Origin of the sequence: Streptosporangium amethystogenes, assembly GCF_000721075.1 — a bacterium.
GTDB classification, from domain to species: Bacteria; Actinomycetota; Actinomycetes; order Streptosporangiales; family Streptosporangiaceae; genus Streptosporangium; species Streptosporangium amethystogenes.
The window spans coordinates 418,621-434,738 of sequence record NZ_JOEQ01000004.1; the positions used below are offsets into that span (position 1 = coordinate 418,621).

Consider the following 16,118-nt stretch of genomic DNA (forward strand, 5'->3'; position numbering starts at 1 on the left):
GGGACCCCCATGCCAGGCCGTTCCGCGTTTCCTCCCCGCCCTGAAGGACAGGGCATCCACACTGCATGCGACCCGGTGACCTGATGGAACCGGTTCGCGTGGTGCTGGCCGGGGCGCACGGGCACGGCTGGTGGCACCTGTCGAACGTACGGCGGCTGGCCGAGGCCGGGCTGGTCGAGCTGGTCGGGGTGTGCGACGTGCGACCGGTCGACGGCCTGCCCGCCGGGGTGGAGTTCTCCGGCGACCTGGCCGGGCTGATCGGGCGCGCCTCCGCCGAGGTGACGATCCTGTGCACGCCCATCCACACCCACGCGGAGCTGGCGGAGCGGGCACTGCGCGCCGGCTCGCACGTGCTGCTGGAGAAGCCGCCCGCCGCGACCTACGCCGGCTACGAGCGGATCGTCGCGGTGGTCGCCGAGACCGGGCTCGCCTGTCAGGTGGGGTTCCAGAGCCTGGGCTCGGAGGCGATCCCCGCGATCCGGCGGATGGTCGCCGAGGGAGCGATCGGCCGGGTCGTCGGGATCGGTGCCGCCGGCGCGTGGGAGCGCCCCTACACCTACTACAGCCGGGTGCCGTGGGCCGGCAGGCGCGAGGTCGACGGCGTGCCCGTGGTGGACGGCGCCCTCACCAACCCGCTCGCGCACGCGACCGCGACCGCGCTGGCCATCTCCGGGGCAGAGGTGGAGGACGTCGAGGTCGAGCTCTACCGGGCCAACGCGATCGAGGCGGACGACACCTCGTCCGTGCGGATGCGGATGGACGACGGGACCGTGGTGACCGTCGCGGTCTCGCTCTGCGCGGATCGGCGGCACGAGCCGTACCTGATCGTGCACGGCGAGGAGGGACGGATCAGGCTGACCTACACCGAGGACCGGGTCGAGTTCGACGGGACCTCGGCCGTGCACCCGAGGACCGACCTGCTGGAGAACCTCGTCGCGCACCTCCGCGACGGCGCGGAGCCGCTGGTACCGCTGGAGCGGACCCGGGGTTTCATGCGCGTCCTGGAGGCGGTCCGGCTGGCGCCCGAGCCCACCGCCATACCGGACGTGTTCCAGGAGGTCGGCGCGGAGCGCCGGGTGCTGCCCAGGATCGCCGAGGTGACGGCGTCGAGCGCGGAGCGGCTGGCGCTCTACTCGGAACTGCGGGTGCCCTGGAGCGGGCGCTCCCGGGGCGTCGCGGGCGCGGGCGACAGGCAGACCGGCGGAACGCGGCGACCGGCCCCCGGCGGCGCTCTCCGGCCGGTGCTCGTGGCGCACGGACGACAGGTCGCCGAGTACGTCGTGGCGCCGGAGCTGCCGCCGACGTCGTCGCCCCGGCCGTACCTGCACCCGGTGCACACCCTCGGCGGTACCACCGTGACCGAGGTCGCGCCGGAAGACCACGTGCACCACCTGGGAGTGAGCATCGCGATCTCCGACCTGGGCGGAGGCAACTTCTGGGGCGGGCGCACCTACGTCCGCGACGCCGGTCCCACCTGGCTCGGCGACCACGGCACGCAGCGGCATCTCGGATTCTCCTGGCGCGACTCCACCGGGTTCGGGGAGTCGCTGGCCTGGGAGGGGCCCGACGGCGTCGAGACGGCCCGTGAGGCGCGGAGCGTGCGGGTGGTGGAGCTGGACGGTTGCTGGGCGCTCGACATGTCGTTCGCGCTGACGAACCTCACCGGCGAGCCGCTGCCCGTTCGGAGTTCGGCCACCAAGGGCCGGGTGGGTGCCGGGTACGGCGGTTTCTTCTGGCGGGCGCCGGGGACTGCCGCCGGCCGCCGGGTCTTCACCGCGGACGCCGAGGGCGAGGACGCGGTGCACGGGTCGACGGCCCCGTGGCTGGCCATGGCCTCGGCGGACTGGACCCTGGTCTTCGTCCAGCAGGACGATCCCTGGTTCGTCCGGGTCGTGGAGTACCCGGGCGCCGGGCCCGCCCTCGCCTGGGACACGCCGCTGCTCATCGAGGACACCCTGAGGCGAAGGGTCGTCACCGTCGTCGCGGACGGGCGGCTGGGCCCCGGCGACGCGGCGGCGCTCGCCGCGGAGGTCGCCTGGTGACGAACCAGGGGCGATGCGGCATCTCACGCGATGTGACCGACCCGGGACGGCAGAGCGCCTCGGGCGGAGTTCGGCACCCATACGGTCAAGCAATGTCGGGGGACACGACACAGAGAGGTAGAGAGCAATGACTTCACGCTCAAAGCGCCTGGCGATCCTGGCCACGGCCTTGACGCTCGGCACCGGGCTTGCCGCGTGCGGCGCGGAGGAGCCGGAGTCCTCCGGCGGGAAGACCACGATCACCTTCTGGGACGACAACGGCGGCCCGGCGCGCACCCCGGTGTGGCAGCACATCATCGCCGAGTTCCAGAAGGCGAACCCGTCCATCGAGGTGAAGTACGTCGGCATCCCGATCGCCCAGACGCAGCAGAAGTACGACACCGCGATCGCCGGAGGCGGCCTGCCCGACGTGGGCGGTGTCTCCACCGCGATGCTGTCGAGCCTGGTGGCGCAGAAGGCGCTGGAGCCGGTGGACGCCCGGATCTCCGGTGGCGCGCTGAACGGCAAGCTGAACGAGCAGGTGGTGAGCACGGTCAAGGGCACCGTGCCCGACGGCAAGACCTACCTGGTTCCGATGTCCACAAATATGGGTGTTTTCTGGTATCGAACCGACTGGTTCAAGGAGGCCGGCCTCAAGACGCCCACGACCTGGAACGACTTCTTCACCGCCACCGAGAAGCTGACCGACGCCGCCAAGAACCGCTACGGCTTCACCATCCGCGGCGGGGCGGGCTCGATCGCGCAGATGCTGGAGGTGGTGTACGGCCAGTCCGGCATCACCGAGATCTTCGACGCCTCGGGGAAGTCCACGGTCAACGACCCGAGGAACGTGACGGCCCTCACGAAGCTGGCCGGGCTGTACAAGAAGGTCACCCCCGAGGCCGACATCAGCAACGACTACACGAAGATGGTCGCCCAGTTCGACGGCGGCAACATCGCGATCATGCAGCACAACCTGGGGTCGTACCAGGACCACGTCAAGACGATCGGCGCGGGCAACGTGGCGGCCATGCCCGTTCCCACGTCCAACGGCGGCGTCCAGGCGATCCTGTCCAACCCGGTCGCGGGCATCGGCGTGTTCGCCTCCGGCGAGAAGAAGGACGCCGCGTACAGGTTCGCGGAGTTCGCCGCCTCCAAGGAGATGAACAGCTACTGGTCGGAGCAGACCGGCGTGCTCCCGGCCAACACCGACGTCAACGACGAGCCGTGGATCGCGGGGCTGCAGCACATCGCCGCGGCGGTCAAGGTGCTCAACGACCCGGCGACGAAGATCGTGCAGATGCCCTACCACCTGCCGGAGTTCAACGCGATCACCAAGACCGACATGGAGCCGGAGTTCCAGAAGGTCCTGCAGGGCGCCCTGTCCCCCAAGGACTTCCTGGACGCGTTCGCGGCCAAGCTGACGGAGGCCCAGGCGTCGTACAAGCAGCGTAACGGCGGCTGAGCCTGACCATCGGGGGCGGGCGCTCCCATCCCTGACCTGGGCGCGCCCGCCTTCGCCATTCCGGAAGGCTCTCGGGGTTCTCACGGAGCCTCCCCTCCCACCTGACCTGTGGAGGAATCATCATGAAACGAGCCGTCGCGCTCACCGCCCTGCTCTCCCTGGCGGTCCTGTCCGCCCCGGCCGCATCAGCCACCGCCTCGCCCGCCGGGCGGAAGGCGGACCTGGGCCGCCAGACCCTGCCCGCCAACGACGGCTGGGCCGCCGAGGGCACCGGCACCACCGGCGGCGCCGCCGCGCCGGCGTCGAACACGTACACCGTGTCCACCCGGGCCCAGCTGGCCGCCGCGCTCGCCGCCCCCGCACCAAAGATCATTTATGTGAAGGGCACCATCGACACCGACAGGACCTGCGCGGACTACGCGACCGGCGGCTACACGCTGGAGGCCTACCTGGCCGCGTACGACCCCGCGGTGTGGGGCAGGGACACCGAGCCCTCGGGCCCGCTGGAGGACGCGCGGGCCGCCTCGGCCGCCAGGCAGACCGCCAACATCAAGCTCAAGGTCGGTTCCGACACCACGATCGTCGGCCTCGGCAAGGACGCGCGCATCCGGGGCGTCAACCTGCACATCGACAAGGCGGACAACGTCATCGTCCGCAACGTCGACTTCGAGGACACCGCCGACTGCTTCCCGCAGTGGGACCCGACCGACGGCGACGAGGGCAACTGGAACTCCCTCTACGACAACATCTCGGTGACCGGCTCGACGCACGTGTGGGTGGACCACAACACCTTCACCGACGGCGACAACCCCGACTCGAACCAGCCGCTGTACTTCGGCAGGCCCTACCAGGTTCACGACGGGCAGCTCGACATCACCAACGGTTCCAACCACGTGACGGCCTCGTGGAACCGGTTCGCCGACCATGACAAGACGATGCTGATCGGCTCGACCAACAACCCGGCGACCGACACGGGCAAGCTGAAGGTCACCGTCCACCACAACCACTTCGACAACACGCTCCAGCGGCTGCCCCGCGTGCGCTTCGGCCAGGTGCACGTCTACAACAACTACTACGAGATCCCGGACGCCTCGACCTTCGTGTACGCCCTCGGAGTGGGCGTGCAGTCGCAGATCTTCGCTGAGAACAACTTCTTCCGGCTGAGCCGGGCCGTGGCTCCGGCGAACCTCCTCTACAACTGGGGCGGCACGTCCCTCACCGCCAGGGGGAACGTGCTCCGCGTCGGCGGGCCCGTCACCCCCCTCGACCTCGTCGCCGCCTACAACGCCGCCCACGACCCCGACCTCGGCACGGACGCGGGCTGGACCCCCACCCTGCACACCGCGATCGAACCGGCCCCGGCGGTACGCGAGTCCGTCTCCCGGCACGCGGGCTCGGGCAAGATCGGCTAGGGTCCGCACGGACCCACCGACCATGGCGGACCCGGGCGGCTCATGAGTCACGAGCCGCCCGGGTCCGCCGGTGCGTCAGGCGCGCCCTTCGACGAGGATCCCGTCGACCCTGCGGGGGATGCCGAGGGGGTTGTCGTCGCGCAGCTCGGCCGGGAGGAGTTCGGCCGGCCAGTCCTGGTAGGCGGTGGGGACCAGCCACCTGCGGATCGCGGCGGCGCCGACCGAGGTGTGCGCGGCGGCCGTGCTCGCGGGCCAGGGGCCGCCGTGGTGCATGGCCCAGCGGACCGCGACCCCGGTCGGCCAGCCGTTCCAGATCAGCCGGCCCGCCTTCCTGAGCAGCACCTCGGCGCTATCGCGCGCCTCGCCGGGGTCGGTGGCGTGGATCGTGGCGGTCAGCGAGCCGTCCAGCCTCTCCAGTACGGCGGGCAGCTCCGCCGCGTCGTGGTAGACCACGACGACGGAGGCCGGGCCGAAGCACTCCTCGGCGATGTCGGGCAGGGCGTCGGCGAACGACACCAGGTCGGTGACGAACACCTGCGGCGCCACCGCGAAGGCCCCCTCGCCCGGCTGCCCCTCGGCCAGGGTGGTGAGCTTGCCGAGCCTGGCCAGCCCGTGCAGGAAGCCGCCCCGGATCCGCTCGGTGAGCATCGGCCCGCCCGCGGTCGCGGAGACCGCCTCGGCGATGGAGGTCAGCAGCTCGGCGTCGTCGGGGACGAAGACCAGCCCGGGATTGGTGCAGAACTGGCCGGTGCCGAGGGTCAGCGAGGCGGCGAACCCCTGGGCGAGCCCTTCGCGGTCCGCCGAGGGCAGCACGACGACGGGGTTGACGCTGCCCAGCTCGCCGTAGAACGGGATGGGGTCCGGACGCTCGGCGATGAGAGCCTGGACGGCCTTGCCCCCGGGAATGGAACCGGTGAACCCCACGGCCAGCACGGAAGGGTGTGTGGCCAGCCGCTTTCCCGCGTCGAGCCCGCGGACCAGGCCCAGGAGTGCCGGCTCTGGCAGCGCGCTCTGGATGATCTTCTGCGACAGCTCCGAGGTGCGCGGGTGCCCGTCGTGCGCCTTGACCACCACCGGGCATCCGGCGGCCAGCGCCGAGGCGGTGTCACCGCCGGCGACCGAGAAGGCGAACGGGAAGTTGCTCGCCGCGAAGACACCGGCCACGCCGGGCAGCGGGTGGTTCATCCGCCGCAGGTCGGGGGTCGGCGGCTGGGCCGTCGCGTGGTCGATCACCGCCTCCACGTGCCCGCCGTCCCGCAGTACCTGGGCGAAGAGCCGGAACTGGCTCGCGGCCCGCCCCACCTCACCGCGGAGCCGGGTCTCCCCGAGCGCGGTCTCGGCGTCGGCGGCCCGCCAGAGCTCCTCGACGCCTCCCTCCAGCGCCGCCGCGACCGCCTCCAGCACCGGCGCCCGGTCGGCGGAACGCCAGGCGGGCCCCGCCGCGCAGGCGGCTCCGACGACCGCGTCCACCTCGCCGTCCGAGATCGGCGGGTAGGGGTCCCCGGCGGACTCGCCGGTCCTGGGATCAATTGAGTGGATCAACACGGAGCCTTTCCTCAGTGGAGCCTGTCGTGGCTCGCTGGACCACCCTCTTACGGTAAGCGCTTTCCGCAACAGCGGCCACCCACGGCCCGGCACCGGTAGGGCTTGGTCGGGTGGGGACGGGCCGGGCGTGTTCGGCATTCCCCCGGAACCGGTGCCGGAGCCTACTTCGCAGGGCACCGCTCAGGAGCCCCTGCCGTCGGCCGAGCAGCTGAGCAGGAAAATGCCTGCTCATCCGCGGATCCCGCCACATCGCAAGGGGCGCAGCATGAAGACAGTTCTGATCACTGGTACCTCCTCCGGATACGGGCGGGAGACCGTCCTCTACTTCCACTCGCAGGGGTGGAACGTCATCGCCACGATGCGGACGCCGCGTACGGGCGTCCTGCCTGAGTCGGACCGGCTCCGCATCGTCGAGCTCGACGTGACCAGGCCCGAGAGCATCACCGGCACGTTCGACGCGGTGGGGCCCGTCGATGTCCTGGTCAACAACACGGGCGTCCCATCGATCAGCGTGTTCGAGGGCACCCCCATGGCCCGAGTGCGGGAAGTTTTCGAGACCAACACGTTCGGCGTCATGGCGACGAACGGTGGGTCGCCGGAGGAGTCGGTCCCGGCGCCCTACGCACCATGGGTGAAGAAGGCCATGGACGACTTCACGGGCCAGGACCTGTTCACCAAAGAGAGCGACGTCGCCGAGACGGTGTGGCGAGCCGTGCACGACACGACCGGCCGGCTGCGATTCCCGGCCGGCCCCGACGCGGTATGGCTCGCCCAGGCGAAGTGATACATCAGATGGGCTCACCAAGGTCCACTCATCATCGGTGAGGTCCCACGCGCCATACCCTGTGCCCTACCGGGGCCGGACGGCACCGCGCAGGAGAATCCACAACCTCATGAGCTGAATCCCGACCACGCCCTAGGGAAGCACCGCCTCCCAGCTGGCGATCAGCGTCCGGCCCCCGACCAGCACCGCCACGTTCTCCTCGGCCGTGCCCAGGGCGGTCCGCAGCGCCTTCGCCTCTTCCCCTCGGTACGTCTGGGAGGAGGGGTTCCCGGAGGCCGGGTCCAGCACCGGCGCGAGGATGCCCTCGGGCCAGCTCGCCTGCCGGATAGGCCGGACACCACGGCCCTCGTACAGCGTCACGGTGATCGGCGCGGTACGGTCCGGCATGCCGGTGGCCCGGATCCGGCCGGTCAGCGCCGTGAGCCGCTCACCGGCGGCGACGATCCGCTCGTCCTCCACCAGCGGTGCCCCCTCCAGCCGGTTCTTGTGGACCTTCCCGTCCTGGCCGGTCACGGTGATGACGGTGAAGGGCTGGTCGGTGGCTCCCCCGCTACGGTCGAGGGTGCCCTCCCGGCCCGCCATGGCCGCGACGAGCCCGGCCCGCAGGTCGCCCAGCTCGGTCGCGGAGAGCGGGACGGCGACCAGTTCCCCGTCCCGCAGCGAGACGGCCCGCCCGTCACCGGTGACGCTCAGGCTGTCGCCACCGACGCAGGTCATCGGGCCGCACCTGAGGAACCGGATCACGACGTCGTCGGTCTGAGCTCCGGTCCGCGCGACGGTCGCGCTGGTTTCGGTGGTCGCGGTGGTTTCGGTGGTCGTGGAACAGCCGGTCAGCAGGAGCACGGCGGCCAGCAGAGAACGGATCACACCACTGTGACGGACCGGGAACCGATGTGGTTCACCCGCCCTTCCCGCACAGGAGGCGGGTCAGGGCCGGGCGGCCTGGGCGGTTTCCCTGGCCCAGCGGTAGTCGGCCTTGCCCGCCGGGGAGCGGACCATCTCGTCGACGAAGGCGAAGGTCCGGGGAACCTTGTAACCGGACAGCTTCGCCCGGCAGTGCGCGTCGAGGTCCTCCACCGAGGGTGGCGTACCGGGACGGAGTTCGACCACCGCGGCGACCCGGCTGCCCCAGCGGTCGTCGGGGATGCCGGTGACGACCGCGTCGACGACCGACGGATGCCCCTTGAGCACCGCCTCGACCTCTTCGGGGAACACCTTCTCACCGCCGGTGTTGATGCAGACCGAGCCGCGGCCGAAGATCGCGATGGTGCCGTCCTCCTCGACCTGCCCCATGTCGCCGGTGAGCAGCCATCGCACGCCGGCCGAGTCGGTCACGAAGGTCTTGGCGGTCTTGTCCTCGTCCTTGTAGTAGCCGTAGGCGATCCGGCCGCTCCGGGCGACCATGCCAAGCTCACCCCCGCCGGGCTTGACCGGCTCCAGCCGCTCGTTGAGCACGGCCAGGTTGACCGCGACGTTGGCCTGGAAGCGCTGGCCCGACTCGGGCGAGGAGCCGGGGATCGCCGAGGCGGTGTATCCGGACTCGCTGGACCCGAAGTTGTCCAGGATCATCCTGCCCGGCAGCAGCTCCGCCAGGCGGTCGCGGAGGGAGCCGGTCAGGATGGCGCCGGTGGAGCTGAGCACGAACAGCGACGACAGGTCGTAGCCGCCGCCCGCGAGCTCGTCGATCAGCGGACGGGCCATCGCGTCGCCGGTGATGTTGATCGTCAGGACCTTCTCCCGCTCGATCGCGCGCAGCACCTCGGCCGCGTCGAACTTGCGGACGTAGACCATGGTTCCGCCCATCCACCAGGTGATGAAGGTGGCCATCTGGGCCGCGCCGTGCATCAGCGGGGCCGCCGCCAGCATGGTGACGGGCCCGGAGGCCACAGCCGCCTCGATCACCTCCTCCGGCGTGGCCCGCGGCTCCCCACCCGGATTGCCGCCGCCGAAGGCGAAGAACAGGTCCTCGACCCGCCACATCACGCCCTTGGGCATGCCGGTCGTGCCACCGGTGTAGATGATGTAGACGTCGTCGCCGGACCGCGCGGGAAACCCCCGCTCCGGTGACCCTGCCGCCAGCGCCTCCCGGTACGGCACCGCAGTCTCGACCTCGGACGGCCCGCCCACCGCGATCAGGTGCCGGAGCCTCGGGACCTGTGGGGCGGTGGCCGCCACCCGGCTGTCGAACTCCACGTCGAACAGCAGCGCCACGATGTCGGAGTCCTGGTAGAGGTAGAGCAGCTCGGCCTCGACGTAGCGGTAGTTCACGTTGATCGGCACGGCCCGGATCTTGAGCGCGGCCAGCATCCCCACCAGGTACTCGATGCCGTTGTAGAGGTGGATGCCCACGTGCTGACCGGCCGAGACGCCCCGGTCGAGCAGGTAGTGCGCGAGCCGGTCGGCCTCCGCGTCCAGTTCCGCGTAGGTCCTGCGATCATCGCCGCAGATGGCGGCGGTGCGGTCCCCAACCGCGTCCACGATCCCCTCGAACAGATCTGCGTGGTTGAACTCCATGGGCCCCTCCTGAGGGGGATCAGGGTCTGTCGCTGCCGACCATCCACATCGCGAAGAACTGGGCGCCTCCCCCGTACGCGTGCCCGAGGGCCCGCCTGGCGCCGTCCACCTGGTGCTCCCCCGCCATCCCCCTGACCTGGAGCGCCGCCTCGGCGAACCGGATCAGCCCGGAGGCGCCGATCGGGTTGCTCGACAGCACGCCCCCCGAGGCGTTCCACGGGATGTCGCCGTCCAGCGCGGTCGCCCCGGACTCGGTGAGCTTCCAGCCCTCCCCCTCGGTGGCGAAGCCGAGGTTCTCCAGCCACATCGGCTCGTACCAGGAGAAGGGCACGTACACCTCCGCCACGTCGATCTCCCTGCGCGGGTCGGTGATGCCGGCCTGCCGGTAGACGTCCGCCGCGCAGTCCTTGCCCCCCTGCGGGTTCACCGTGTCGCGGCCCGCGCGGAAGATCGGCTCGGAGCGCATCGCGGTGCCGAGGACCCAGGCCGGTGTGCTGTCGGTGAGCTTGCCCGCGGAGGACAGCACCATCGCGCAGGCACCGTCGGAGGACGGGCAGGTGTCCAGATAGCGGATCGGCTCCCAGAGCATCGGGGTCGACTCGACCATCTTCAGGTTGATCCCGGGGATCCTCAGATGGGCGTACGGGTTCTTCAGGGCGTTCTGCCGGTCCTTGACGGCCACCAGGTGGCCGATGTGCTCGGGGGCGCCGGAGCGGCGGATGTACTCGCGGATGTGCGGGGCGAAGTAGCCGCCCGCGCCGACGACCAGCGAGGCGCTGAACGGTTGGTGGGTGGAGAGTGCCCAGGTCGCGTTGGACTCCGACTGCTTCTCGAAGGCCACCACCAGCACCCGGTCGTGCACGCCGCCCTGGATCAGCGAGGCGCCGACGAGCGCGGTGGAGCCGCCGACCGAGCCCGCGGTGTGGACCCGCATCATCGGCTTGCCCGCGGCGCCCAGCGCGTCGGCCAGGTACGCCTCGGGCATCATCACGCCCTCGAACAGGTCCGGCGCCTTGCCGATGACCACCGCGTCGATGTCCTGCCAGGTCAGGCCCGCGTCCTGGAGGGCGCGCAGGGCCGCCTCGCGGACCAGGCCGGCGATGGAGACGTCGCGCCGCTTGGTCGTGTAACGGGTCTGACCGACGCCGATGACCGCGCAGGGGTTACTCATTCTCAGGCCTCCATCACGGTGACGAGGTTGTGCTGGAGGCAGGGGCCGCTGGTGGCGTGTCCGAGGGTGCGGCTCGCGGTGCCGTCCAGGATGTGCCGGGCCGCCTCGCCGATCCTGATGAGGCCGGTGGCCATGACCGGGTTGGCCGCCAGGGGACCGCCGCTCGGGTTGACCCGGGTGCCCTCGGGAAGCTCCAGCGCCCGGCGCAGAATGATCTCCTCGTGGCTGAACTGGGCGTGCAGCTCGGCCACCTCGACGTCCCCCTTGCCGACCCCCGCCGCTCGTGCGGCGTCCGCGGTGGAGGCCGACCGGGCGAGATCCCGCATGCCCAGGTAGTGGGGCTCTATCCGGTGCGCGATCCCGGTGATCCACGCGGGGCGCTCGCACAGCTCCCTGGCCAGGTCCCCCGCCGCCAGCACCACCGCGGCGGCGCCGTCGGTGATCGGGGCGATGTCGTACGGCCGCAGCGGCTCGACCTCGGCCCCCTCCCCCGCCGGTTCCGGCAGGTCGAGGGCGTAGGGGTTGGCTCTCCCGTCGGCGCGGCTGCGCCGCACGATCTCGTCCAGTTCGGCCCGCTCCGCCCCGGTGGCCGAGGCCTGGAGCGCGGCGAAGGAGACCTGGTCCAGGCCGAGGGGGGCCAGGTAGTACGGGTCCAGCTGGAGCGTCATGATCTCCCGCAGGTCCCCCTGGGAGGACTTGCCGAAGCCGTAGACCAGGGCCGAGTCGACGTCGCCGTGCTGCAGCCTGACCCAGGCCTCGTACAGCGCCCAGGCCGCGTCCATCTCGACGTGGCTCTCCGAGATCGGCGGCCAGGCACCGAGCGCGTCGAGCGCGGAGACGAAGGAGAACGGGGCGCCCGCCAGGTAGTCGCACGACCCCGAGCAGGTGAAGCCGAACGTCCGCAGCCCGGTGGCGGCTCTGACCTCGTCCAGTGGGGGCAGGATGAGCTCGGACTCGCTCTGCCCCTCGTCGACGGCGCTGTGCCGGGTCTGCGCGAACGCGACGACCGCTATCTCACGCATCTACAGCTCCACGTCCGGCTCGCCGGTGGGCGCGAACCACTTGATGTTCGACATGGACATCGTCCGCTCCTCCTCGGGCACCCACACGGCCCGCACCCGCATGCCCTGGCGCACCTCGTGGGCCGCGATCCCGCCGACCAGGGCGATCATCGGGATGTCGGTGCCGTCGAGCTGGATGTAGGCCGAGACGAACGGCACCTCGGGGGCGCGCGGGTCGGGCAGGTTGTTGATGGCGAAGGTGGTGACCGTACCGGTGTCGGGGACGGCCACCTCCTCGGTGATCGAGACCCCGCACTCGGGGCAGGACAGCCGGTAGGGCACGTAGACCTTGTGGCAGCCACCGCACCGGCAGCCGATGAAGACGCCCTCGGCGACGCCCTGCAGGAACCGGGTCAGCGCCAGGCCAGGCCGGAGCGAGTACTCGACGCGGACCTCGGAGACGATCCTGGTGACCTCGGGAACGAAGCTCTCGATGTCGGTGATGTGCCCGGTGCGCTCGGCCCGCCAGCGGGGGCGTACCCGCAGCCCGGGGCGCATGGCCTTGACGTCTCCCGCGTCCACCGCGTGCACCAGCGCGGTGTCGGCTCCGTCCAGCCGGATCAGTGCCCAGGCGAACGGCCGGTCCAGCGGATGGCCCTTCCTCGGGGTGTTCACCCACGCCCAGCTCTCGACGGTCCCGGCCGGCCCGACCTCGACGAACTCCTCGGTGACGGCGTCGCCGGTGTCGGGGTCGTACTCCAGCGGCGGCACCAGGGTCCGCCCGGCCGCCGTACGGACCCCGACGACGCGTCCGTCCCGCAACTCGGTGAGAAAGCGTCCGATCACCGGTCCCGTCGTCCGCGTGTATCCGCCGGGGAACTCCAGCGCGTGCCGGGCGCGCAGGGTCGTTGGATCGCTAGATGGCACGTTCGTGTCCCTCCCAGTACGGGTCACGTAGCTTGCGTTTGAGGAGCTTGCCGTTGGGTTCGCGGGGCATTTCGCCGATGAAGTCGATGGACCTGGGCCACTTCATCTTCGCCAGGCGGCCACTCAGCGACTCGATGAGCTCGGCGGCCAGCTCGGGCGAGGGCGCCACTCCCGGGGCCGGCTCGACCACCGCCTTGATCTGCTCGCCCCACTCCTCGTCGGGGATGCCGAACACGGCCACGTCGCCGACCTTGGGGTGGACCATCAGCTCGTTCTCGATCTCGGCCGGGTAGATGTTGGCCCCGCCGGAGATGATCATGTCGGCCTTGCGGTCGCAGAGGAAGAGGAAGCCCTCCTCGTTCAGGTAGCCGATGTCGCCGACGGTGAAGTGGTCGCGGAGGCGGTTGGCCTCGGTCTTCTCCTGGTCGCCCTTGTACTCGAACCTGACGCCCATCATCTTCATGTAGATGGTGCCGGGGGTCCCGGTCGGGACGGGCTCCATGTCCTCGTCCACGATGAGCAGCTCGCTGATCGGCCAGGCGGTGCCGACGGTGCCGGGGTACTTCTTCCAGCCCTCCGGGGTGGCGATGGTGCCGCCGCCCTCGGTCGCCGCGTAGTACTCGTAGATGCAGTCGCCCCACCACTCGAACATGGCCCACTTGACCGGGACCGGGCAGGGGGCCGCCGCGTGGATCATCCATTTGAGGGAGGAGAGGTCGTACCGTGACTTCACCTCGTCGGGGAGCGCGAGCAGCCGCTTGAAGTGGGTGGGGACCATGTGCGAGTTGGTGACGCGGTACCTTTCGCAGAGCCGGAGCGTCTGCTCGGCATCCCACCTGTCCATGTAGACGAGCGTGTGCCCCATCTGCAGGGCCGTCCCGCCGAACTGGGTGACGGCCGTGTGGTAGTTCGGTGAGGTGACCAGGTGGACGTTCTCCTTGCCCGGCGTGATGCCGAACAGGGCGAGCAGGAAGGTCATCAGCTCGGCGGCGTCGTCGGGGTCCATGCCGTTGAGCGGGCGGCGCACGCCCTTGGGCTTGCCCGTGGTGCCGGAGGTGTAGTGCATGGTGGCACCCGCCGTACGGTCGGCGGGCGCGGTGTCCGGTTGCCCGTCCGTCAGCTCCGAGGCGGGCCGTACCCCGTCCACCTGGCCGAACGCGAAGACACGGTCCCCGGCGATGCCCGAGAAGGTCACCCCGCGCAGTCCCTCGGCGGCATGGCGCTCATCGATGAAGAAGGCCCGCGCCTCGCTGTCCGCGACGATGTAGCCGATCTCGGGACCGGTGAGGTGCCAGTTGATCGGGGTGTAGTACCAACCGGCCTGCAGGGCGGCCAGGTAGAGGACCAGCCCGTCGGAGCCGTTGGGCACGAGCCCGCAGATGCCGTCGCCGGTCTTCAGCCCGAGCTCTCTCAGCCCGTGGACGAGGCGGTTGGCACGGGCGAGGAGGTCACCGGCGCGATGTTCCGTGCCGTCGGGGTCAACGGCGGCCACCCACTCGGGGTCCGCCTGCGCCAGTCTCCAGAAACCGAGCGTACCCATCGGAAATCCTCTCTGTCGAAAGGCCCCGGCTCGCCGGAGTGAATCACGTTCTCTTTATAGCGACAAGCCCTGGCGGAAAGGGGTAAATAGAACAGGAATCTGTTCTTGTACGCATGGGCAGACTAACCCCAGGAGGCACACCTAGCAAGCGCTTGATACGCACCTTGACTCCCGGATGGACCTTGACCATTTCACGACGGCCCGGCCCCCGGAAGACGTCCGGGGAAGACTTCTCTCCGCCGGGCGGCCTGGCGGTGCGGACCGCAACGGATCTAGGATTGCCTACCAAGCGCTTGGTAAAGTAACGGAGGTCTTCCCGTGGAACTTCTGCCGATCAGCACGCCGCACTGCCGGATCGAGCGCGACGGTCATGTCGTCGTCGTCACCCTGGACCGGCCCGAGGCGAAGAACGCGCTCTCGACGGACATGCTGGTCGGCCTGGCCGACGCCTGGGCGTACGTCTCCGACGAGCCCGAGGTCCGCGTCGCCGTGCTGACCGGTGCGGACGGGACGTTCTGCGCGGGCGCCGACCTCAAGGCCATGGGCACTCCCTCGCAGGACCCCCGGGTCAGGGAGCGGGCCGCGGCCATCCCCGACTTCCACTGGAAGGGCCTGCTCCGCGACTCGGACGCGCTGCCGACCAAACCGATCGTCTGCGCGGTCGAGGGGTACGCCGTGGCCGGCGGCACCGAGTTGCTGGTCGGCACCGACCTGCGGGTGATCGCCGAGTCCGCCACCCTCGGCCTCTTCGAGGCCCGCCGCGCGCTGTTCCCGATGGGCGGCTCGGCGATCCGGCTGCCGCGCCAGATCCCGTACGCCTTCGCCATGGACATCCTGCTGACCGGCCGGGCCGTCACCGCGCAGGAGGCGCTGAGCATGGGCCTGGTCAACCGGGTCGTCCCCGACGGGCAGGCGCTGACCGTCGCGCTGGAGATCGCCGCCCAGGTCGCCGAGTGCGGCCCGCTCGCCGTCCAGGCCATCCTGCGCACCTACCGCGAGACCCTGGGCATGCCCGAGGCCGAGGCGCTCAAGGTCTCCGACGGCATCGGCTGGCCGGTCATCGGCTCCGAGGACGCCAAGGAGGGCTCCCGCGCCTTCCGCGAGAAGCGCCCAGCCGCCTACCGGGGAAGATGAACCACCCGCGGCGCTCACAGCCCGCCTGGACAACAAGATCGCCGCGGCGCCGGCAGCACCCCATACAGAAGGCGGGCGGCTCACCGCACAGTGGAAACAGCGGCTACTCGGCGGTTTCCATATGCGGGGTGTTTCCGGCTTTCACCCCGCGGCCGGTGGGTGAGTGAGCACCGACGCGAGCCTCGCCGCCGCAGTGGCGGCAGATGACCATCGCGTCGAGGACCTCACCGCAGGAGTGCTGCCAGCGGACCGGGGGGTCGTCGGGATGCAGGTGGCGGTCGCCCCACCTCATGAGCGTGATCAGGACGTCGCACAGTTCGACGCCCGCGGGCGTGAGGTGGTACTCGAAGCGTACGGGGTGGTCGCTGTAGCGCTCCCGCCGGATGATCCCGGCCGCCTCCAGCTTGCGCAGCCGGGCGGTGAGGATGTCGCGGGAAGCGCCGGTGTTGAGCACGATGCCGTCGAACCGCCGCACGCCGTGGCTGAGCTCGCGGATCACCAGCAGGCTCCACCGCTCGCCGACCAGGTCCAGGGTGTCGGCGATGGAGCACTCGCGCGGCTGAGCCTCCTTTGGCATGCCATGCAGTTTAGTCGCCGTTCTCAC

13 protein-coding genes are annotated in these 16,118 nt (G+C 70.6%); 5 read left to right on the forward strand and 8 right to left on the reverse strand.

What is annotated here, in order from left to right; genetic code table 11:
* The first annotated feature begins 83 nt into the window (after positions 1–83).
* The 3 genes from IG98_RS54580 (at position 84) to IG98_RS0106685 (ending at position 4,898) form a co-directional block, all read left to right on the forward strand.
* Entirely contained in the window at positions 84–2,042 is a 1,959-nt protein-coding gene (locus tag IG98_RS54580) for a DUF6807 family protein (RefSeq protein ID WP_051751775.1), read from the forward strand.
* A gap of 127 nt (positions 2,043–2,169) precedes the next feature.
* Positions 2,170–3,486 carry an ABC transporter substrate-binding protein gene (locus IG98_RS0106680; RefSeq protein WP_030907036.1) on the forward strand — a complete coding sequence of 439 codons (1,317 nt, stop codon included), beginning with the start codon at positions 2,170–2,172 and terminating at the stop codon, positions 3,484–3,486.
* Positions 3,487–3,608: 122 nt separating this feature from the next.
* Positions 3,609–4,898: a pectate lyase family protein gene (locus tag IG98_RS0106685; protein ID WP_030907039.1), complete on the forward strand. Its 1,290-nt coding sequence runs from the start codon at positions 3,609–3,611 to the stop codon at positions 4,896–4,898.
* 75 nt (positions 4,899–4,973) lie between these two features.
* On the opposite strand, the gene IG98_RS0106690 is transcribed toward IG98_RS0106685, so the two are convergent.
* A complete protein-coding gene (locus tag IG98_RS0106690) occupies positions 4,974–6,440 on the reverse strand; it encodes an aldehyde dehydrogenase (NADP(+)) (protein WP_030907042.1) in 1,467 nt (488 codons plus the stop codon).
* 268 nt (positions 6,441–6,708) lie between these two features.
* On the opposite strand from IG98_RS0106690, the gene IG98_RS0106695 reads away from it, so the two are divergent.
* On the forward strand, positions 6,709–7,227 hold the full coding sequence (locus IG98_RS0106695; RefSeq protein WP_030907045.1) for an SDR family NAD(P)-dependent oxidoreductase: 519 nt from the start codon (positions 6,709–6,711) through the stop codon (positions 7,225–7,227).
* Positions 7,228–7,359: 132 nt separating this feature from the next.
* Here IG98_RS0106695 and IG98_RS0106700 read toward each other — a convergent pair whose 3' ends face one another.
* Genes IG98_RS0106700 through IG98_RS0106725 form a run of 6 tightly spaced genes read right to left on the reverse strand, consistent with a single transcriptional unit; the run spans position 7,360 to position 14,380 of the window.
* Positions 7,360–8,094, reverse strand: coding sequence for a hypothetical protein (locus IG98_RS0106700; protein WP_030907048.1), 735 nt, complete (start codon positions 8,092–8,094; stop codon positions 7,360–7,362).
* Between the two features lie 60 nt (positions 8,095–8,154).
* The gene (locus IG98_RS0106705; protein WP_030907051.1) at positions 8,155–9,741 is read right to left on the reverse strand and encodes an acyl-CoA synthetase; all 1,587 of its coding nucleotides are present in this window, start codon (positions 9,739–9,741) and stop codon (positions 8,155–8,157) included.
* Positions 9,742–9,760: 19 nt separating this feature from the next.
* On the reverse strand, positions 9,761–10,912 hold the full coding sequence (locus IG98_RS0106710; RefSeq protein ID WP_030907054.1) for a thiolase domain-containing protein: 1,152 nt from the start codon (positions 10,910–10,912) through the stop codon (positions 9,761–9,763).
* Between the two features lie 2 nt (positions 10,913–10,914).
* Positions 10,915–11,934: a thiolase domain-containing protein gene (locus IG98_RS0106715; RefSeq protein ID WP_030907057.1), complete on the reverse strand. Its 1,020-nt coding sequence runs from the start codon at positions 11,932–11,934 to the stop codon at positions 10,915–10,917.
* On the reverse strand, positions 11,935–12,840 hold the full coding sequence (locus IG98_RS0106720) for a Zn-ribbon domain-containing OB-fold protein (RefSeq protein WP_051751696.1): 906 nt from the start codon (positions 12,838–12,840) through the stop codon (positions 11,935–11,937). It abuts the gene before it with no gap.
* Complete coding sequence (locus tag IG98_RS0106725) at positions 12,830–14,380, reverse strand: acyl-CoA synthetase (RefSeq protein ID WP_030907064.1); 1,551 nt, start codon at positions 14,378–14,380, stop codon at positions 12,830–12,832. The genes IG98_RS0106720 and IG98_RS0106725 overlap by 11 nt, the downstream gene beginning before the upstream one ends.
* A gap of 318 nt (positions 14,381–14,698) precedes the next feature.
* Here IG98_RS0106725 and IG98_RS0106730 point away from each other — a divergent pair, with 318 nt between their 5' ends.
* Positions 14,699–15,514 (forward strand): crotonase/enoyl-CoA hydratase family protein, encoded by an 816-nt coding sequence (locus tag IG98_RS0106730; RefSeq protein WP_030907067.1) that lies wholly within the window; start codon positions 14,699–14,701, stop codon positions 15,512–15,514.
* 103 nt (positions 15,515–15,617) lie between these two features.
* Here the strand turns inward: IG98_RS0106730 and IG98_RS0106735 are convergent, their stop codons facing one another.
* Positions 15,618–16,091: a winged helix-turn-helix transcriptional regulator gene (locus IG98_RS0106735; RefSeq protein ID WP_030907070.1), complete on the reverse strand. Its 474-nt coding sequence runs from the start codon at positions 16,089–16,091 to the stop codon at positions 15,618–15,620.
* Positions 16,092–16,118 lie beyond the last annotated feature (27 nt).